This window comes from Streptomyces sp. NPDC026672 (assembly GCF_040638185.1).
Classification (GTDB): Bacteria; Actinomycetota; Actinomycetes; order Streptomycetales; family Streptomycetaceae; genus Streptomyces.
Genome location: NZ_JBEZXS010000006.1, coordinates 163881 through 183411 on the forward strand (window position 1 = coordinate 163881; position 19531 = coordinate 183411).

19 protein-coding genes are annotated in these 19531 nt (G+C 72.2%); 13 read left to right on the forward strand and 6 right to left on the reverse strand.

Annotated features, from left to right (window positions below; genetic code table 11):
• Positions 1-46 precede the first annotated feature (46 nt).
• The 4 genes from AB0F77_RS09205 (at position 47) to AB0F77_RS09220 (ending at position 4071) form a co-directional block, all read left to right on the forward strand.
• Positions 47-1075, forward strand: a complete 1029-nt coding sequence (locus tag AB0F77_RS09205; RefSeq protein WP_361943901.1) for a LacI family DNA-binding transcriptional regulator — start codon at positions 47-49, stop codon at positions 1073-1075.
• A gap of 105 nt (positions 1076-1180) precedes the next feature.
• Complete coding sequence (locus AB0F77_RS09210) at positions 1181-2236, forward strand: LCP family protein (RefSeq protein WP_361943904.1); 1056 nt, start codon at positions 1181-1183, stop codon at positions 2234-2236.
• 174 nt (positions 2237-2410) lie between these two features.
• Positions 2411-2767 (forward strand): YciI family protein, encoded by a 357-nt coding sequence (locus tag AB0F77_RS09215; RefSeq protein ID WP_361943907.1) that lies wholly within the window; start codon positions 2411-2413, stop codon positions 2765-2767.
• A gap of 98 nt (positions 2768-2865) precedes the next feature.
• Positions 2866-4071: a sigma-70 family RNA polymerase sigma factor gene (locus tag AB0F77_RS09220; RefSeq protein WP_361944283.1), complete on the forward strand. Its 1206-nt coding sequence runs from the start codon at positions 2866-2868 to the stop codon at positions 4069-4071.
• Positions 4072-4088: 17 nt separating this feature from the next.
• Here AB0F77_RS09220 and AB0F77_RS09225 read toward each other — a convergent pair whose 3' ends face one another.
• Complete coding sequence (locus AB0F77_RS09225) at positions 4089-5372, reverse strand: SAM-dependent methyltransferase (protein WP_361943910.1); 1284 nt, start codon at positions 5370-5372, stop codon at positions 4089-4091.
• Here AB0F77_RS09225 and AB0F77_RS09230 point away from each other — a divergent pair.
• The 4 genes from AB0F77_RS09230 to groL all read left to right on the forward strand — a co-directional run bounded on the left by AB0F77_RS09230 (position 5355) and on the right by groL (position 9411).
• Positions 5355-6290, forward strand: coding sequence for a polysaccharide deacetylase family protein (locus AB0F77_RS09230; protein ID WP_361943913.1), 936 nt, complete (start codon positions 5355-5357; stop codon positions 6288-6290). The genes AB0F77_RS09225 and AB0F77_RS09230 overlap by 18 nt on opposite strands.
• Positions 6287-7126: a polysaccharide deacetylase family protein gene (locus tag AB0F77_RS09235; RefSeq protein ID WP_361943916.1), complete on the forward strand. Its 840-nt coding sequence runs from the start codon at positions 6287-6289 to the stop codon at positions 7124-7126. Before AB0F77_RS09230 ends, AB0F77_RS09235 begins: the two co-directional genes overlap by 4 nt.
• Before the next feature lie 234 nt (positions 7127-7360).
• Positions 7361-7669, forward strand: a complete 309-nt coding sequence (groES, locus tag AB0F77_RS09240) for a co-chaperone GroES (protein WP_039652762.1) — start codon at positions 7361-7363, stop codon at positions 7667-7669.
• 116 nt (positions 7670-7785) lie between these two features.
• On the forward strand, positions 7786-9411 hold the full coding sequence (groL, locus tag AB0F77_RS09245) for a chaperonin GroEL (protein WP_361943919.1): 1626 nt from the start codon (positions 7786-7788) through the stop codon (positions 9409-9411).
• Positions 9412-9503: 92 nt separating this feature from the next.
• Here groL and AB0F77_RS09250 read toward each other — a convergent pair whose 3' ends face one another.
• From AB0F77_RS09250 to AB0F77_RS09260, 3 genes are all read right to left on the reverse strand, one after another.
• Positions 9504-10211 (reverse strand): ester cyclase, encoded by a 708-nt coding sequence (locus AB0F77_RS09250; protein WP_361943922.1) that lies wholly within the window; start codon positions 10209-10211, stop codon positions 9504-9506.
• Positions 10212-10298: 87 nt separating this feature from the next.
• The gene (locus AB0F77_RS09255) at positions 10299-11072 is read right to left on the reverse strand and encodes an SDR family oxidoreductase (RefSeq protein ID WP_361943925.1); all 774 of its coding nucleotides are present in this window, start codon (positions 11070-11072) and stop codon (positions 10299-10301) included.
• 103 nt (positions 11073-11175) lie between these two features.
• On the reverse strand, positions 11176-11862 hold the full coding sequence (locus AB0F77_RS09260) for an MOSC domain-containing protein (protein WP_361943927.1): 687 nt from the start codon (positions 11860-11862) through the stop codon (positions 11176-11178).
• Between the two features lie 80 nt (positions 11863-11942).
• Between AB0F77_RS09260 and AB0F77_RS09265 the strand changes: the two genes are divergently transcribed.
• Positions 11943-12842, forward strand: a complete 900-nt coding sequence (locus tag AB0F77_RS09265; RefSeq protein ID WP_361943930.1) for a LysR family transcriptional regulator — start codon at positions 11943-11945, stop codon at positions 12840-12842.
• Between the two features lie 146 nt (positions 12843-12988).
• On the opposite strand, the gene AB0F77_RS09270 is transcribed toward AB0F77_RS09265, so the two are convergent.
• Positions 12989-13318, reverse strand: coding sequence for a WhiB family transcriptional regulator (locus AB0F77_RS09270; protein ID WP_361943933.1), 330 nt, complete (start codon positions 13316-13318; stop codon positions 12989-12991).
• A gap of 381 nt (positions 13319-13699) precedes the next feature.
• Between AB0F77_RS09270 and AB0F77_RS09275 the strand changes: the two genes are divergently transcribed.
• The 4 genes from AB0F77_RS09275 to AB0F77_RS09290 all read left to right on the forward strand — a co-directional run bounded on the left by AB0F77_RS09275 (position 13700) and on the right by AB0F77_RS09290 (position 18052).
• Positions 13700-14311, forward strand: a complete 612-nt coding sequence (locus tag AB0F77_RS09275) for a response regulator transcription factor (protein ID WP_003948568.1) — start codon at positions 13700-13702, stop codon at positions 14309-14311.
• A gap of 272 nt (positions 14312-14583) precedes the next feature.
• The gene (locus tag AB0F77_RS09280) at positions 14584-15165 is read left to right on the forward strand and encodes a sigma-70 family RNA polymerase sigma factor (protein WP_361943936.1); all 582 of its coding nucleotides are present in this window, start codon (positions 14584-14586) and stop codon (positions 15163-15165) included.
• A 151-nt stretch (positions 15166-15316) separates the two neighbouring features.
• Complete coding sequence (gene guaB, locus AB0F77_RS09285) at positions 15317-16822, forward strand: IMP dehydrogenase (RefSeq protein WP_361943939.1); 1506 nt, start codon at positions 15317-15319, stop codon at positions 16820-16822.
• A gap of 105 nt (positions 16823-16927) precedes the next feature.
• Positions 16928-18052: a GuaB3 family IMP dehydrogenase-related protein gene (locus AB0F77_RS09290; RefSeq protein WP_189311967.1), complete on the forward strand. Its 1125-nt coding sequence runs from the start codon at positions 16928-16930 to the stop codon at positions 18050-18052.
• Between the two features lie 76 nt (positions 18053-18128).
• Here the strand turns inward: AB0F77_RS09290 and AB0F77_RS09295 are convergent, their stop codons facing one another.
• On the reverse strand, positions 18129-19337 hold the full coding sequence (locus AB0F77_RS09295; protein ID WP_361943943.1) for a nucleotide sugar dehydrogenase: 1209 nt from the start codon (positions 19335-19337) through the stop codon (positions 18129-18131).
• Positions 19338-19531: the final 194 nt, after the last annotated feature.

Consider the following 19531-nt stretch of genomic DNA (forward strand, 5'->3'; position numbering starts at 1 on the left):
GAAGAGGGTCTTCGTCAAGGGTTCGCGCAGGGATACGATCGCGGGCATGAAGCCTGGGAAGCCCATGGAAACGCAGACAGCGACGCTCGCTGAAATCGCCCGCGAGGCCGGGGTGTCGGCTCCGACTGTTTCGAAGGTGCTCAACGGCCGCGCCGACGTCGCTCCCTCCACCCGGACCCGGGTGGAGGAGCTGCTGCGCTCCTACGGCTACCGGCGCCGCCGCGCCGAGGCGTCCCGTTCGCCCCTGATCGACCTGGTCTTCCACGAGCTGGAGAGCGCCTGGGCGATGGAGGTCATCCGGGGCGTGGAGAACGTGGCGCGGGACGCGGGCCTCAGCGTCGTCCTGTCCGAGTCCGCCGGGCGGCTCACCCCCGGCCGGACCTGGGCCGACCAGGTGGCCGCCCGCCGCCCGCACGGCGTGGTGCTGGTCCTGTCCGGGCTCGACGAGTCCCAGCGCGCGCTGCTGACCAGCCGGTCCATCCCGTTCGTGGTGATGGACCCGGCGGGCGACCCCGGCGCCGACGTGCCCTCGATCGGCGCCACCAACTGGCAGGGCGGGCTCGCCGCGACCCGCCATCTCGTCGAACTGGGCCACAGCCGCATCGGGGCGATCAGCGGGCCGTCCCGGATGATGTGCAGCAGGGCCCGGGTCGACGGCTACCGGGCGGCGCTGGAGACCGCCGGGCTGCCCGTCGACCCCTCGCTGATCGTCACCGGGGACTTCCACCACGAGGCCGGCTACCGGCTGGGCCTGGAGCTGCTGCGCCGCCCGGACCGGCCCACCGCCGTCTTCGCGGGCAACGACCTCCAGGCGCTCGGGCTCTACGAGGCGGCGCGGGAGCTGGGGCTGCGCATCCCGGAGGACCTGAGCGTGGTGGGCTTCGACGACCTGCCGGTCGCCCGCTGGGTGGGGCCGCCGCTGACGACCGTGCGGCAGCCGCTCACGGAGATGGCGGAGGCCGCCGCCCGGCTCGTGCTCGACCTGGGCCGCGAGGAGGACTCGTCGGTGGCGACACGGGTGGAGCTGGCGACGAGTCTGGTGGTGCGCAGCAGCACGGCGGCGCCCACGGCGTGACGGCCGCGCCGTCGAAACTTTCGAGACGACCGAGGAATGGTGAGATTTTCCGAAGAAATCCGCCTCGCGGCGCTTCCCCTAACAGTCCGCTAATAATTCGGACTTATGTTCTTCGTTGTGACCCGACACGACGAGAACGGCGACGAGGGAAGACACGGGGGCCGGCGTTCGGCCGTGCTCAGGGCCGCGGGGCTCACCCTGGCGGCGGCGCTGGTGCTGGGAGTCGCGGGGGCCGGGTGGGTGTACTGGCACCTCGACAACAACATCAAGAGCGTCGACATCAACAGCGCGCTGGGCGACGACCGCCCGGCCAGGCCGCTGGTCGCCCCCTCGCCCGACGCCTCCCCGCTGCCGACCGAGGCCGTCAACATCCTTGTCCTCGGCTCCGATTCACGCAGCGGCAAGGCCAACAAGACGCTCGGCGGCGGCGACAGCACCGGTGCCCGCTCCGACACCGCGATGGTGGTGCACATCGACGCCGGCCGCACCTCCGCCACCGTCGTCAGCATTCCGCGCGACACCCTGGTCACCCGCCCCTCCTGCCCGCTGCCCTCGGGCGGGTCCACGGCGGTGGCGTACAACGCCATGTTCAACAGCGCCTACGCGGTGGGCGGCCCGGTGTGCGCGGTGAAGACGGTCGAGGCGATGACCGACGTCCGCATGGACCACTACGTCGAGATCGACTTCGCCGGCTTCGCGAAGCTCGTCGACGCCCTCGGCGGGGTCGACGTCACCACCGACCAGGACATCGACGACGACCTGAGCCATCTGCACCTGGAGAAGGGCACCCACCACCTCGACGGCACCCAGGCCCTCGCCCTGGCCCGCACCCGGCACGGCATCGGCGACGGCAGCGACCTCGGCCGAATAGCCCTCCAGCAGAAACTGGTCAAGGCCCTGCTGACACAGATGGCCGCGACCGACCTGCTCACCGACCCGGCCAAGCTCTACCGGGTCGCCGACGCGGTCACCGCGAGCCTGACCACCGACACCGGCCTCGACTCCCTGAACGAGCTGATGGGCCTCGGCCGGAGCCTGAAGGGGCTGTCCGCCGACTCGGCGCGGACCGTGACGATGCCGGTCCTGCCCGCGCCGTCCGACCCCAACCGGGTGGTGGCCCGGGAACCGGCGGCCGGCGACCTGTGGGAGTCGCTGCGCTGACACGGCGGCGGTGCCGGGCCGACCCGACCTGACCCGGCCCGACCTGACCCGGCCCGGCCCGTCCCGGAAAAAAATCTTCGGGAAAGTCCGGCGTGGGTGTCGATCCCGCCCGTCGCCGTTCGACGTCATGGGTGAGAGGCGGGGAGGGACCCCGCCGCCACCCGAGGAGTCACCATGCCGCGTTACCTCTCCCTCGTGCGCATCGACGAGACCACCGCGCCGCCGGAGGGCCCGAGCCCCGAACTGATGGAGCGGATGGGCGCGCTCATCGAGGAGATCACCAAGGCGGGCGTCATGCTCGACACGGCCGGGCTCACCCCGCAGAGCCAGGGCAGGCGGGTCCACTGGGAGGGCGGGAAGCTCTCCGTCACGGACGGCCCGTTCACCGAGTCCAAGGAGGTCGTCGGCGGTTACGCCATCACCCAGTGCAAGGACATGGACGAGGCGGTCGAGTGGACCAAGCGGTTCGTCCGCGTCCACGAGGAGCACTGGACGGTGACCTGCGAGGTGCGCGAGATCGCCGAGGCCTGACCGGCGGTTCTGGCGCACCACCGGCCCGGGGTGTTGCATGGTGGGCTGTGGAACAGCAGCAGCCCACCGCGGCCCGAGTGGTCGAGACCGTCTTCCGGATGGAGTCGGCCCGGGTCGTCGCCGCCGCGGCCCGGATCGTGCGGGACCTCGGGATCGCCGAGGAGATCGCACAGGACGCCCTGGTCGCCGCCCTGGAGCAGTGGCCGCGGGACGGCGTGCCCGCGAACCCCGGCGCCTGGCTCACGACGGCCGCCCGCAACCGCGCCGTCGACCTGGTCAGGCGCCGGGAGCGCTACGCGCGCAAGCTCGCGGAGATCGGCCGGGACCTGGAGGGCGCCGCGCCGCCCGAGGAGCCGGCCGACCCGGACGACATCGACGACGACCTGCTGCGCCTGGTCTTCACCGCCTGCCACCCGGTGCTGTCCGCCGAGGCCCGCACCGCCCTCACCCTGCGGCTGCTCGGCGGGCTGACCACCGAGGAGATCGCCCGCGCCTTCCTGGTACCGGAACCCACCGTCGCCCAGCGGATCGTGCGCGCCAAACGGACGCTCGCGACCCGCAACATCGGCTTCGAGGTGCCGTACGGCCCCGACCGCGAGGCCCGGCTCGGCTCGGTCCTGGAGGTCATCTACCTGATCTTCAACGAGGGGTACGCGGCGACGGCGGGCGACGACCTGCTGCGCCCCGGTCTGTGCGAGGACGCCCTGCGGCTGGCCCGGGTGCTGGCCTCGCTGATGCCGAAGGAGCCCGAGGTGCACGCCCTGGCCGCGCTCCTGGAGTTCCAGGCGTCCCGCACCGCCGCCCGCACCGGCCCCGACGGGGCACCGGTCCTCCTGCGGGACCAGGACCGGCGCCGCTGGAACCGTCCGCTCCTCGCGCGCGGGGTCGCGGCCCTGGCGCGCGCCGAGGCCGCGTCGTCCGGCGCGCCGGGGCCGTACGTCCTCCAGGCGGCCATCGCCGCGTGCCACGCGCGGGCCGCCGCCTACGCGGACACCGACTGGGCGGCCATCACCACGCTCTACGGTCTGCTCGCCGCCCGGTCCCCGTCCCCGGTGGTCGAGTTGAACCGCGCGGTCGCCGTGTCGATGACCGAGGGCCCGGCCGCCGCCCTGCGCATCGTGGACTCCCTCGCCGACGAACCGGCCTTGCGCGACTACCACTTGCTGCCCAGCGTGCGCGGGGACCTGCTGGAGCGGCTGGGCCGCACGGACGAGGCGCGGGCCGCGGTCGAGCGGGCGGCCACCCTGGCCCGCAACGAACGCGAACGCACCCTCCTGCGCCACCGGGCGGCCGAACTCGCCTAGTGTCCCGACAGGGCGGTTCACCGGGCGGGGTGGCCGATCAGCATGGCCGGGGCGCCGGCGACCCGGGTGAGGAACACCGTCGCCGCGTGGGGTCCCTGCGGTCTGACCTTGCGGCGCAGTTCCTCCGGCTCGACGGCCGAGCCGCGCTTCTTCACGGTCAGCGTCCCCACCCCCCGCTCGCGCAGCAGCGCCTTCAACCGCTTGACGTTGAAGGGCAGGTGATCGGTGATCTCGTACGCCGTCGCGAACTCCTCGGCCACCAGCGCGTCCGCGGTGACGTACGCGATGGTCGCGTCGAGGAGCCCGCCGCCCACCCGTTCCGCGACCTCGGCGACCAGATGCGCCCGGACCACGGCGCCGTCGGGCTCGTACAGGTACCGCCCCACCTCCCGCACCCCGGGGTCGGGCAGCCCCCGGCCGGGCAGGGTGCGCGGACCGGGCAGCAGTGTGGCGCGGACGGCGCCCGGCCGTCCGGTCCCGAACCACAGCACCGCCTCCTTCACGTCGCCGCCGTCCGAGATCCACTCGGCCTCGGCCTCCGCGGGCACCGCCTCGTGCGGAACACCGGGCGCGATCTTCAGCGCGGCCACCCGGGCGGCACGGGCCGCGCCGACCGCCCAGGACAGCGGCGGCGAGTACGCCTCGGGGTCGAAGATCCGCCCCCGGCCGCCGCGCCGTGCCGGGTCGACGAACAGGGCGTCGTACGCCGCCGTGTCGACCCCGGTGACGTCCGCCTCCCGCACCTCGATCAGGTCGTCCAGGCCCAGCGCGCGGGCGTTGGCCCGGACGGTCTCGGCCGTCAGCGGGTCCCGGTCCACCGCCAGTACCCGGATGCCGGCCCGCGCGAGGGCGAGGGCGTCGCCGCCGATCCCGCAGCACAGGTCGGCGACGGACGTGACACCCAGTTCCCGCAGCCGCCCGGCGCGGTACGCCGCCACGCCGGCCCGCGTCGACTGCTCGACCCCGTTCGGCGTGAAGAACATCCGTCCCGCGTCCTCGGCGCCGAACTTCGCCACCGCCCGCTGCCGCAGCCGGGCCTGGCCGAGCGCCGCCGAGACCAGGTCGGCGGGGTGGTCTCGGCGCAGCCGGGTGGCGACGGCGAGTTCGTCGGCCGGGGCGGTGTCGCGGACCTCGTCGAGGAGGGCGCGGCCCTCGGGGGTGAGCAGCGCGTGGAGGGGGAGCAGGTCGTTCACCGGGTCATTGTGGGCCAGTCGGTGGACGCTGCGCCCGCGGTGGCGGTGTCGGGCCGGGCCGGGGCCGGGTGCCTGCGAGGATCCGGGCCCATGCGAGTAGTAGGACAAAACGATCAAAAGAGGGCGTGGGGTGGGCGAACGGCCGTCCGGGGCGGCCTCGCCGTGCTCGCCGTCGCCGCGGTCGTCACCGGCTGCTCGGCGCCGGGCGGGGAGACGGAGCGGCGCCCGGCCGAGGGTTCGCACCCCCTGGGGGCACCGCCCGCCCGCGGACCGGACGACCACACCACCCGCCCGCCCGCCGGCCGTGCCGCCCTGGTCGCCGCCGCCCACCGCTGGGGACTCGACGCGGCCCCCCTGACGCCCCCGCCGCCCCCGAAGCGGAAGCCGAGGATCGCCGCCCGCGAAGGCTTCGAGGTCGACGGCCAGGTGACGGACGGCCTCCCCCCGGTCTTCACCACGATCCCCACCAAGGACAAGGTCGTCTTCCTCACCATCGACGACGGCGCCGAGAAGGACCCGGCGTTCCTGCGCATGATGAGCGAACTGAAGGTCCCGTACACCGCCTTCCTCAGCAACTACCTGGTCGAGGACGACTACGGCTACTTCCGCAGGATGCAGTCGCAGGGCGTCACCCTCAACAACCACACCCTCACCCACCCCTACCTGCCCGGACTCTCCTACGAGGAGCAGCGGCACGAGATCTGCGGCATGCAGGACGTCATGGAGCGGCAGTTCGGCAAGCGCCCGACCCTCTTCCGCCCGCCGTACGGCAACTACAACGGCGACACCCTGCGCGCCGCCAAGTCCTGCGGCATCGAGTACGCGCCGATCTGGGACGAGGAGGTCTTCGTCGACCGCTGGGAGTACCGCGAGTGGGACCGGAGCCTGCACCCCGGCGACATCGTCCTCACCCACTTCCAGGGCCGCGACGAGTGGAACGGCACGATGACCGACGACATGCGCCGCTTCCTGAACAAGGTCACGCGCGAGGGATACGCCGTGGCCCGCCTGGAGGACTACCTGTGAGGCGGCCGGCGGCGGGGCACCGGCGGTCCACCGCCGTCCTCGCGGCCGCCCTGGCCCTCACCGGCTGCGTCCTGAGCGGCTGCGCCCAGTCCGTCGACCCCATCGAACGGCTCGGCAAGAAGGCGGCCCAGGGCGTCCGGTCGCACGGCCCCGAGGCGGAACCCGCCTACCGCCGCTGGGGCCTCGCGGCCCCGCTCGCCCCGCGTCCCACCCCCGTCGCCCGCACCGCGGCACCGCGCACGGCCGGCCCGGGGCTGCCGCCCGTCGTGGACCACGTCGGCACCTCCGACAAGGTCGTCTTCCTCACCTACGACGACGGTGCCGAGAAGGACCCCCGGTTCGTCGACATGGTCCGCGAACTGCGCCTGCCCGTCAGCCTGTTCCTCACCGACAGCGTGGTCGGACCCGGCTACGGCCACTTCGCGCGCCTCCAGTCCGTCGGCGCGAGCGTCCAGAACCACACCCTCGACCATCCCGCGATGCGCGGACTGCCGTACGCCGGGCAGCGCGCCGAGATCTGCGGCCAGCAGGAGAAGGTCAGGTCCCGCTTCGGCATCCGCCCCCGCCTGTTCCGGCCGCCCTACGGCACGTACGACACCACGACCCTGCGCGCGGCGGCGGACTGCGGCGTCTCGGCGGTCGTCCTGTGGCGGGCCGCGATGACGGCCGAGGGCATCTCCTACGCCCGCGGCGAGGCGCGGCTGCGCCCCGGCGACGTCGTCCTGGTGGGCCCCGACGAGTCCACCGGCCCCACCCTCCGCGAACGCACGACCCGCCTGCTGCGCGAGACCCAGCGCGCCGGCCTGACGGTGGGCCGGCTGGAGGACTACCTCTGAGTCCGAGTCGCCGGCACCGGGCCGCCCGAGGAGGGATTTCCGGCTGACGCGCCGCGGGCAATTGGCACTCCGCTTGACCGAGTGCTAATCGCGGTCATAGTCTCGGCTCTGGCACTCGGCAGACGAGAGTGCCAACACAGCGACGGGCAGGTCCGGCACCCGCGACGACGGATCGACCTGGTCGCCACCTCAGACAGTTAACCCCGTGAGATCTCCGAAGGGGGAGGTCGGATCGTGACGACCGCCAGCTCCAAGGTTGCCATCAAGCCGCTCGAGGACCGCATCGTGGTCCAGCCGCTCGACGCCGAGCAGACCACCGCCTCTGGCCTGGTCATCCCGGACACCGCGAAGGAGAAGCCCCAGGAGGGCGCCGTCCTCGCCGTGGGTCCGGGTCGCTTCGAGAACGGCGAGCGCCTGCCGCTCGACGTCAAGGTCGGCGACGTCGTCCTGTACAGCAAGTACGGCGGCACCGAGGTGAAGTACAACGGCGAGGAGTACCTCGTCCTCTCGGCTCGCGACGTCCTCGCGATCATCGAGAAGTAAGTCACCTCAGCATTTCTGCTTCGAGCTGCGCCCCTGGCCCCCGCGACCGCTAACAGGACCGGGCGCCCGGGGCGCAGTTTCTTTCATCCGAGATTTCCGAGAGGGCTCACGCTGTCATGGCGAAGATCCTGAAGTTCGACGAGGACGCCCGTCGCGCCCTCGAGCGCGGCGTCAACAAGCTTGCCGACACGGTCAAGGTGACGATCGGCCCCAAGGGCCGCAACGTCGTCATCGACAAGAAGTTCGGCGCTCCCACCATCACCAACGACGGCGTCACCATCGCCCGCGAGGTCGAGATCGAGGACCCGTACGAGAACCTCGGCGCCCAGCTGGTGAAGGAGGTGGCGACCAAGACCAACGACATCGCGGGTGACGGCACCACCACCGCCACCGTGCTCGCCCAGGCGCTCGTGCGCGAGGGTCTGAAGAACGTCGCCGCCGGTGCCTCCCCGGCCTCCCTGAAGAAGGGCATCGACGCCGCGGTCAAGGCCGTCTCGGACGACCTGCTCGCCACCGCCCGGCCGATCGACGAGAAGTCCGACATCGCCGCCGTCGCCGCGCTGTCCGCCCAGGACCAGCAGGTCGGCGAGCTGATCGCCGAGGCCATGGACAAGGTCGGCAAGGACGGTGTCATCACCGTCGAGGAGTCCAACACCTTCGGTCTGGAGCTGGACTTCACCGAGGGCATGGCCTTCGACAAGGGCTACCTGTCGCCGTACTTCGTGACGGACCAGGAGCGCATGGAGGCCGTCCTGGAGGATCCCTACATCCTCATCAACCAGGGCAAGGTCTCCTCCATCGCGGACCTGCTGCCGCTGCTGGAGAAGGTCATCCAGACCAACGCCTCCAAGCCGCTGCTGATCATCGCCGAGGACGTCGAGGGCGAGGCCCTGTCGACCCTGGTCGTCAACAAGATCCGTGGCACCTTCAACGCCGTCGCGGTGAAGGCCCCCGGCTTCGGCGACCGCCGCAAGGCGATGCTCCAGGACATGGCCGTCCTCACCGGCGCCACCGTCATCTCCGAGGAGGTCGGCCTCAAGCTCGACCAGGTCGGCCTCGACGTGCTGGGCTCCGCCCGCCGCGTGACGGTCACCAAGGACGACACCACGATCGTCGACGGTGCCGGCAAGACCGAAGAGGTCCACGGCCGCGTCGCCCAGATCAAGGCCGAGATCGAGAACACCGACTCCGACTGGGACCGCGAGAAGCTCCAGGAGCGCCTCGCGAAGCTCGCCGGCGGCGTGTGCGTGATCAAGGTCGGCGCCGCCACCGAGGTGGAGCTGAAGGAGAAGAAGCACCGTCTGGAGGACGCCATCTCCGCGACCCGCGCCGCGGTCGAGGAGGGCATCGTCTCCGGTGGTGGCTCCGCGCTCGTCCACGCCGTCAAGGTGCTGGAGGGCAACCTCGGCAAGACCGGCGACGAGGCCACCGGTGTCGCGGTCGTCCGCCGCGCCGCCGTCGAGCCGCTGCGCTGGATCGCCGAGAACGCCGGCCTGGAGGGCTACGTCATCGTCTCCAAGGTCGCCGAGCTGGAGAAGGGCAACGGCTACAACGCCGCCACCGGCGAGTACGGCGACCTGGTCAAGGCCGGCGTCATCGACCCGGTGAAGGTCACCCGCTCCGCCCTGGAGAACGCCGCCTCCATCGCCGCCCTCCTCCTGACGACCGAGACCCTGGTCGTCGAGAAGAAGGAAGAGGAAGAGCCGGCCGCCGCGGGCCACGGTCACGGCCACGCCCACTGAGGCAACGGCACCACGCCGAAGCAGCACGGAAGAAGCCCCCGCTCCCGGTCACCGGGAGCGGGGGCTTCCGCCCCTCGCGGGCGTCCTTCGGATCAGGTCTCCAGCGCGTCCAGCGCACCCAGCCGGGCCATCAGGCCGAGGCGGTCGTACTGCCACCAGCCCTCGGCGATCTTCCCGTCCGCGCCGAAGCGGAAGACGGTCGTCCCGGTCATCGTCACCCGCCGCCCGGTCGCCGGCAGGCCCAGGAACTCGCCCTTGTGCGTGCCCTCGAAGGTCCAGCGGACGCACACCCTGTCGCCCTGCGCGATCCGGTCGTCGAGGGTGAACGCGAAGTCGAAGCCGTCCCGCCACACCGTGATCTCCCGGCGGACCGCGTCCATCCCGATGGCGTCCTGCTCGCGCGCCGGATCGTGGTCGTGGTACCCCTCGGCCAGCAGCCCGTCCAGCGGCGGCAGTTCACCCGGCGCCGCCATCACCTCGAAGAACCGCCGCGCGGCCGCCGTGCCCAGCTGCTCGTCCCGCACGACGTCCAGATCCGTGAACGTCGGGATCTCGTCGCACAGGGCGACCAGGTCCCGGAAGACCCGGTCCGTCTCCGGCAGGTTGGAGTTGCGCATCGCGTCCTCGTACGACGCGAACTCCACGATCTCGACGATGTGTGACGCGTCGGACCGGTCCCGGCCGACCAGGTCGTGCGTCGCGGTCCGCTTCCCCCGGGTCTGCTCGACCCAGCTGTCCATGAGCCGGTCCACCTCGTCCAACCGGCTGGTCCTGCACTCGATGAGCTGTACGAACGTCATGGCGCCGCCTCCGGCCCCCCTGGGTCCGGTTCCGTCACGCCCATTTTCCCACCGGTGCGGTGCCCGGCACCCCCGCCGTGCGCGGGTTCACTGCGGGCCGTACTTGCGCCCCGTCTTCGAGGTGATCCCGCCGAGCAGCCGGTGCGGCGTCACCTTCGCCAGGCCCATCAGCGCCTTGTACCGCGGGTCCGGGATCGACACCGTCCTGCCGTGCGCGAGGTCGTTCAGCGCCGCCGCGACCAGCTTGTCCGCGTCCAGCCACATCCAGCCGGGGATGTTGTCCGTGCCCATCCCGGCCCGCTCGTGGAACTCCGTGCGGGTGAAACCCGGGCACAGCACCATCAACCGCACGCCCGTGCCCGCCAGGTCCCGCGCCGCGCCCTGCGTGAACTGCACGACCCACGCCTTCGACGCCCCGTAGGTGCCCCTCGGGACGAACGCCGCCACGGAGGCCACGTTCACGACTCCGCCCCGCCCGCGCTCGCGCATCGACTCCGTCGCCGCCGACGTCAGCCGCAGCACCGCCTCGACGTGCACCTTGAGCATCCTCAGCTCGTCGGCCATCGACACGTCCAGATAGCGGCCCTTGTTGCCGAACCCCGCGTTGTTGACCAGCAGGTCCACCGGGTTGCGCCGGTCGCCGAGCCGGGCGGCGACCGCCTCGATGCCCTCGTCCCCGGCGAGGTCGGCGGTGAGCACCTCCGCCTCGATGCCGTGCCGGTCGTGCAGCTCGGTCGCCTGCTCGCGCAGCCGCCCGGTGTTCCGGGCGACCAGGACCAGGTCGTGCCCGTCCGCCGCCAGGCGTCGCGCGAACGCGGCGCCGATCCCCGCGGTCGATCCCGTAATCAGAGCCGTTGTCATGGCCCAAGACTAGTTACCCGGACGCCGCGCACCCGCCCCGAGCACAGGGCCTCCCGATCCGTGAAGCCCGCGTGCGCGGCCACCCCGTGACGGGCCGTCGGGCTCAGTGGGAACGGGCCGCCCCGCCGCCGTACCGCGCCACGTACTCCCGGGCCTCGGCCAGGGCCTGGGCGTGCAGGGCCTCGCCCGCGACGAGCACCCGCGGCAGCAGCTCCCGCTCCGTCGTCCCCGAGCGGAACTGGAGGGCCACCGTCACGTCGTGGTCGGGCCGGTGCACGATCTCGATCGGATCGCCCGCCCGGACCTCGCCCGGCCGGATCACCCGGAGGTACGCACCCGGCGCACCCTTCCGCGTGAACCTCTTGACCCAGCCCCGCTCGCCCAAGTGGCCCTGGAACGTGGCACACGGGACGCGCCCGGAGGTGACTTCGAGGACGACCTCGGGGCCGATCCGCCAGCGCTCCCCGATCAGCGCGCCGGACACGTCCACCCCGCGCGTCGTCAGGTTCTCCCCGAACGAGCCGTTCGCCAGCGTCCGCTCCAGCTCGCGCTCCCAGTCGTCGAGGTCCTCGCGCGCCATCGCGTACACCGCCTGGTCGTCGCCGCCGTGGTGGCGCAGGTGGCACACCGCGTCGCCGGTGAGGCCGCTCGCCCCCACCCCCTTGGGGCCCGGCGCCGCCACCCGCACCGCGTGGTCGACCGGCCGCTTGTCGATGCCGGTCACGCCCTCCGGCTGTTCCGTGTACGGCACGGCCTTCGGGCGGCCCAGGTTCACAGAGAGAAGGTCCATGGTGCTCACGCTACGTGACCATACCCAAAGTGTCGACGCGATATTCGGCTCGCCATCCAAGTCACGCTTATGCTCAAGGGGTGATCGAGGCCCGTCATCTCCGTGTCCTGCGCGCCGTCGCCACCACCGGCTCCTTCTCGGCCGCGGGGCGCGAGCTGGGCTGCACCCAGCCCGCCGTCAGCCAGCAGATGAAGGCCCTGGAAGCCTCCGTCGGCACCCCGCTGCTGGTCCGCGGCGGCCGGTCGATGCGGCTGACCCAGGCCGGCGAGGCCCTGGTCCGGCACGCCTCCGGCATCCTCGCCGGACTCACCGCGGCCGAGGAGGAGGTCGCCGCCATCGCCGGCCTGCGCGCGGGCCGGGTCCGGCTGGTCTCCTTCCCCAGCGGCAGCTCCGCCCTGGTCCCCACCGCCCTCGCCGCCCTGCGCGCCGCCCACCCCGGCACGCGCGTCTCCCTGGAGGAGGCCGAGCCGCCGCACTCGGTCGACCTGCTGCGCGAGGGCGACTGCGACGTGGCGCTGGCCTTCCGGTACGAGGGCGCGGCGGGCGCCGAGGAGTGGGACGACCTGGTCGTCCGGCCCCTGCTCACGGACCGGCTCGTGGGGCTCGTGCCCGAGCGGCACCGGCTCGCGCGGACCGGCCGCGTCGCCATCGGCGAACTCGCCGGGGAGCCCTGGATCGCGGGCTGCCCGCGCTGCCGCGGCCAGCTGGTGGAGGTGTGCGAGGGCGCGGGCTTCACGCCCCGCATCGACTTCGCCACCGACGACTACCCCGCGGTGGTCGGCCTGGTGGGCGCGGGCCTCGGCGTGGCCGTCCTGCCCCAGCTCGCCGTGGAGTCCGTACGGCCCCGGGGCGTGCGCGTGCTGGACCTTGAACCGGCGGTCAGGCGCGAGATCGTCGCGCTCACCCTGCCCGACCTGGCGCAGGTCCCCGCGGTCTCGGCGACGCTGGAGCAGCTGGCGGCGGCGGCCCGGCGGGCGTGAAGCTTCCGGCGCGCACGCGTAGTCGCGCGCACGCGTCGCCGCGCCGACCTGTTCCCTCGACTGCCTCCTGCCCCACGGTCTCCTGCCCCACGGTCTCCTGCCCCACGGTCTCCTGTCTGTTGTCTCCTGCGTGAAGAAACGTTCCTTCAGGTGTTCGGGGCGGTGTCCCCGCCGGACGTCGTGGCCGACACCAGCCGGTTGCGCGCCCGCCCCATGAGCTCCTCGCGTTCGTCCTCGGTCAGGCCGCCCCACACTCCGTACGGTTCCCGCACGGCCAGCGCGTGCGCCGCGCACTCCGCGCGGACCGGGCACCTCATGCAGACCTCCTTGGCCGAGTTCTCTCGAGCGCTCCGAGCCGCCCCGCGCTCACCCTCCGGGTGGAAGAAGAGCGAACTGTCGACCCCGCGGCACGCAGCGAGGAGCTGCCAGTCCCACAGGTCCGCGTTCGGTCCGGGAAGGCGGGAGAAATCTGCCATTACGTGACCCCTTGTAGCCGATCTGGGCGGATACGGTGCCAACGACCGTACATCTCCGGTCTAAGAAGATGAAAATATGACTCATTGCGAATCTAGCCCCAGACACTGGCGAACAGGAAGAAAATGGCTCAAATGGGGCATAGGTTGTGATGAAAAATTGTGGGTCCTCCGGGCAGGTCTGCATCGTGTGCGCGCCCTCACGTAGAGTGCCGAAGAGGTCGTGTACCCCCGTAACTCTTTCGAGTGACCGTCGTTGAGAGTGCGGAGGCGGTTGAAAACAAGAGCGCTCGGGCAGGCGTCCGAGACGGTCGACCGCACAGGTGACGATTCCGTACCAGCCTGGAGGCTCAAGGTGACGCGCATCAGCTGCGGAGGGCGGCCATGACATCCGTCCTCGTCTGCGACGACTCCCCGCTTGCCCGAGAGGCGCTCCGCCGCGCGGTCGCGACCGTGCCCGGCGTCGAGCGCGTGACGACGGCCGCCAACGGCGAGGAAGTCCTCCGCCGCTGGGGTGCCGACCGCTCGGACCTGATCCTGATGGACGTGCGCATGCCCGGTCTGGGCGGCGTCGAGACCGTGCGCCGGCTGCTGTCGGCCGACCCCGGCGCGCGCATCATCATGCTCACCGTCGCCGAGGACCTCGACGGTGTGGCCCTCGCGGTCGCCGCCGGCGCCCGGGGCTACCTGCACAAGGACGCCTCGCGCGCCGAACTGCGGGCCACGGTGACACAGGCCCTCGCCGACCCGACCTGGCGGCTGGCCCCGCGCCGGCTGCGCTCCGCCGAGATGGGCGCCGCGCCCACGCTCACCGCGCGGGAGATCCAGGTGCTCGAAGGCATGAGCCACGGACGGTCCAACGCCGAGATCGGCCGTGAGCTGTTCCTCTCCGAGGACACGGTCAAGACGCACGCACGGCGGCTGTTCAAGAAACTCGGCGCCTCGGACCGCGCGCACGCGGTGGCGCTCGGCTTCCGGTGGGGCCTGGTCCGGTAGGACCCCGTGAGCGGCGGCGGGGGTGCGGACCCTTCCGCACCCCCCGCTCACCCGCGTGGTGGGCGGGACGGGCGACGCGGTCCGTCGGACGCCCGCTGCTCGTTTCGCTGCGGATGCCGCATCCTTGAGGTGTGGAGTTCCTCGGGGACGAGTCGGTCGAGCGGAAGGGGAGGGCGCAGGAGATGAGTTCCGGCGCACCTGCTCATAACGCTTCGGTGCACAACGATGAGCGCGGTGCCGCGGGCCGTGAGGCCGCAGGGCACCATGGACCGATGCGCGACGACGAGGCGGGCACGGGGGCGATCGGTGCGCTCGTGCATCGCGCCGTGGACGGGGACGAGCAGGCGACGCACGACCTGCTCGCCCATGTCCACCCGCTCGCGCTGCGCTACTGCCGCACCCGGCTGTCCCGGCTCCCGGGCGACGCGCGGCACTTCGTCGAGGACCTGGCCCAGGAGGTCTGTGTCGCGGTCCTGCTGGCACTTCCCCGTTACCGGGACACCGGACGCCCGTTCGAGGCATTCGTGTTCGCCATCGCCTCGCACAAGGTCGCCGACCTCCAGCGCGCCGCGATGCGCCACCCCGGCTCGACCGCCGTCCCCTCGGACGAGATGCCGGAGCGCCCGGACGACTCCCTCGGGCCAGAGGAGCGCGCGCTGCTCAGCAGCGACGCCGAGTGGGCGAAGAAACTGCTGGCCAGCCTCCCGGAGAACCAGCGCGAGCTGCTGCTGCTGCGGATCGCGGTGGGCTTGACGGCGGAGGAGACCGGTCAGATGTTGGGAATGTCACCGGGCGCGGTCCGGGTGGCCCAGCACCGTGCGTTGAGCAGACTGCGGGCCCTGGCCGAACAGTGACGGCCCTTGCGGGGCCCGTGGTGAACGGGACGCGCCTCATATCCGTACGAACATACGAAGTCGGAAGCCGGGCGGGACCGTGGAATGTGCGCCCCGCGCTTCCCGTTAGCATGGACATCCGCACCGATCAAGGCCATTTGGGGAAGGTGTCATGACTGCCAACGTCGACGGAGTGCCCGGAAAATTCGCGACACTCGGGCTGACCTACGACGACGTGCTGCTGCTGCCGGGCGCGTCGGACATGGCGCCCGACGAGATCGACACCGCCTCGCACGTGTCCAAGAACGTGCGGGTCAACATCCCGCTGATGTCCGCCGCCATGGACAAGGTGACCGAGTCCCGCATGGCGATCGCGATGGCCCGCCAGGGCGGCGTCGGCGTTCTGCACCGCAACCTCTCCATCGAGGACCAGGCCAACCAGGTCGACCTGGTGAAGCGCTCCGAGTCCGGCATGGTGGCGAACCCGATCACCATCCACCCGGACGCGACGCTCGCCGAGGCGGACGGGCTGTGCGCCAGGTTCCGCATCAGCGGTGTGCCCGTCACCGACCCCGCGGGCAAGCTGCTCGGCATCGTCACCAACCGCGACATGGCCTTCGAGACCGACCGCACCCGCCGGGTGAGCGAGGTCATGACCCCGATGCCGCTGGTCACCGGCAAGGTCGGTATCTCCGGCGTCGACGCGATGCAGCTGCTGCGCAAGCACAAGATCGAGAAGCTGCCGCTGGTCGACGAAGAGGGGGTCCTCAAGGGCCTGATCACGGTCAAGGACTTCGTCAAGGCCGAGCAGTACCCGAACGCCGCCAAGGACGCCAAGGGCCGGCTCCTGGTCGGTGCCGCCGTCGGTGTGGCCGGTGACGCCTTCGAGCGCGCCCAGGCGCTGATCGAGGCGGGCGCCGACTTCATCGTCGTCGACACCGCGCACGGCCACTCCCGGCTGGTCGGCGACATGATCGCCAAGATCAAGTCGAACTCGGGCGGCATCGACGTCATCGGCGGCAACGTCGCCACCCGCGACGGCGCCCAGGCCCTGGTCGACGCGGGCGCGGACGGCATCAAGGTCGGTGTCGGCCCGGGTTCCATCTGCACCACCCGCGTGGTCGCCGGCGTCGGCGTCCCGCAGGTCACCGCCATCTACGAGGCGGCCCTCGCCGCCCGCACGGCCGGCGTCCCGGTCATCGGCGACGGCGGCCTCCAGTACTCCGGCGACATCGCCAAGGCCCTGGTCGCGGGCGCCGACACGGTGATGCTCGGCTCGCTGCTCGCGGGCTGCGAGGAGTCGCCGGGCGAGCTGCTGTTCATCAACGGCAAGCAGTTCAAGTCGTACCGCGGCATGGGGTCGCTCGGCGCCATGCAGACCCGCGGCGACCGCAAGTCGTTCTCCAAGGACCGCTACTTCCAGGAGGGCGTCGCCTCCGACGAGCAGCTGATCCCCGAGGGCATCGAGGGCCAGGTGCCCTACCGCGGCCCGCTGTCCTCCGTCGTCCACCAGCTGGTCGGCGGCCTGCGCCAGTCGATGTTCTACGTCGGCGGCCGGACGGTGCCCGAGCTCCAGGAGAACGGGCGGTTCGTGCGGATCACGTCGGCGGGCCTCAAGGAGAGCCACCCGCACGACATCCAGATGACGGTCGAGGCACCCAACTACAGCGGCAAGTAGGGACGAGGCAGCGCCGAGGGCGGCTCCGGGGCTCCGGGGCCGCCCTCGGCGTACCCGTCGGCGATACTGGAAGACGCTGAGACGCATCAGGGAAAGGCCACAGACGTGACTGAGATCGAGATCGGGCGCGGCAAGCGCGGCCGCCGGGCGTACGCCTTCGACGACATCGCCGTCGTCCCCAGCCGCCGTACGCGGGACCCGAAGGAGGTCTCGATCGCCTGGCAGATCGACGCCTACCGCTTCGAGCTGCCCTTCCTGGCCGCGCCCATGGACTCGGTCGTCTCCCCGGCCACCGCCATCCGCATCGGTGAGCTGGGCGGCCTCGGCGTGCTGAACCTCGAAGGGCTGTGGACGCGGTACGAGGACCCGCAGCCGCTGCTCGACGAGATCGCCGAGCTGCCCGCCGAGGCGGCGACCCGCCGTCTCCAGGAGGTGTACGCGGCTCCGATCAAGGAGGAGCTGATCGGCGCGCGCATCAAGGAGGTGCGCGACTCCGGCGTGGTCACGGCGGCCGCGCTGTCCCCGCAGCGCACGGCGCAGTTCTCCAAGGCGGTCGTGGACGCCGGCGTGGACATCTTCGTCATCCGGGGCACGACGGTGTCCGCGGAGCACGTGTCGTCCTCGCACGAGCCGCTGAACCTGAAGCAGTTCATCTACGAGCTGGACGTGCCGGTGATCGTCGGCGGCTGCGCCACGTACACGGCGGCGCTGCACCTGATGCGCTCGGGCGCGGCCGGTGTGCTGGTCGGCTTCGGCGGCGGCGCGGCGCACACCACGCGCAACGTGCTCGGCATCCAGGTCCCGATGGCGACGGCGGTCGCGGACGTCGCGGCGGCCCGCCGCGACTACATGGACGAGTCCGGCGGCCGGTACGTGCACGTGATCGCGGACGGCGGGGTCGGCTGGTCCGGCGACCTGCCGAAGGCGATCGCCTGCGGCGCCGACTCGGTGATGATGGGCTCCCCGCTGGCCCGTGCCACGGACGCGCCGGGCAAGGGCCACCACTGGGGCATGGAGGCCGTCAACGAGGAGCTGCCGCGCGGCAAGAAGGTCGACCTGGGCACGGTCGGCACGATCGAGGAGATCCTCACGGGTCCGTCCCACACCCCCGACGGCTCGATGAACTTCTTCGGCGCCCTCCGCCGCGCGATGGCGACCACGGGCTACAGCGAGCTGAAGGAGTTCCAGCGCGTCGAGGTGACGGTCGCGGACTCGCAGCACCGGAGGTAGTCCCCGCTCCCGTACGTCCCGGAGGGGGCCGGCCGCCCGGACGGCGACCGGCCCCCTCCGGCGTGCCCGCCCTGACCTACAGCCGGTGCGCCGCCCCCGTGGGGGTGGCGCCGCGGGTGTCCAGGAGGAGCTGGGCCTTCACCGAGAGGCCCTGCATGTCGTACGTCCTGTGGTGCTGGAGGAGGATCGTCAGATCGGCGCCGGCGGCCGCCTCGTAGAGGGAGTCGGCGCGGGGGATCGGGCGGTCCAGGACGTTCCAGGACGGGACCAGCGGGTCGTGGTAGCTGACCGACGCGCCCAGTTCCAGCAGGCGGACCGCGACCTCGTGGGCCGGGGTGGCCTGTTGGTCGGCGAGGTCGGCCTTGTACGTCACGCCCAGGAGCAACACCCGGGCGCCGCGCGCGGACTTGCCGTGTTCGTTGAGGAGGGCCGCGGCGCGCTGGACGACGTACCGGGGCATCCGGTTGTTGACCTGCTGGGCCAGTTCCACGATGCGCAGGGTGCGGCCCGTGTGCGCGGTCAGGTCCTGGGGGACGCCGTGGCCGCCGACGCCGGGTCCGGGCCGGAACGCCTGGAAGCCGAACGGCCTGGTCTCCGCGCAGCGGATGACGTCCCACAGGTCGACGCCCAGGTCGTGGCAGAGGACGGCCATCTCGTTGACGAGCGCGATGTTGACGTGCCGGAAGTTCGTCTCCAGCAGCTGCACCGTCTCGGCCTCCCGCGGCCCCCGCGCGCGCACCACCTTGTCCGTCAGGCGCGCGTAGAAGGCGGCGGCCGACTCCGTGCACGCCGGGGTGAGCCCGCCGATCACCTTGGGGGTGCCGGCCGGGGTGACGTCCCGGTTGCCGGGGTCGACCCGGCTCGGCGAGTAGGCGAGGTGGAAGTCGCGGCCCGCCCGCAGCCCCGAGCCGTCCTCCAGCAGGGGCCGCAGGAAGTCCTCGGTCGTCCCCGGGGGCACCGGCGACTCCAGGATCACGGTGGTGTGCGGGCGCAGCCGTCCGGCGAGGGCGCGGCCGGCCGCCTCCACCTGGCCCAGGTCGAGCCCGCCGTCCGCCCCGCGCGGGGTGGGCGCGCAGATCACGGCGGTGCGCACCCGGCCGAGTCCGGTGGGGTCGGTGGTCGTCCGGAAGCCCCCCGAGAGCATCCGGCGCAGTTCGGCGGGGCTGAGCGCGCCGGTCTCCGGCCCGGTGGCGTACCCGAGCGTGGGGATGCCGGCTGCTACGGCGGCCTGGGCCAGGGGCAGGCCGTAGGGGCCGAGGCCGATGACGGCGAGGTCTGCGGGCATGGCGTGGGCCGTCCTTCCCGATAGCCGAAAGGGGACAGGTGCGCAAGCCCGGTGGACAGGACGGGCGAGCGCAATGTCAGACTAGGAGTAAATATGACCGTTATGCGGGATTACGTTGCTGTGTGTTCCTGTGTGTTTCCGGGGTTCTCCGCCGCTCACCTGCCGGTTGTCCACAGGCTGGGGGCGAGTGGTGG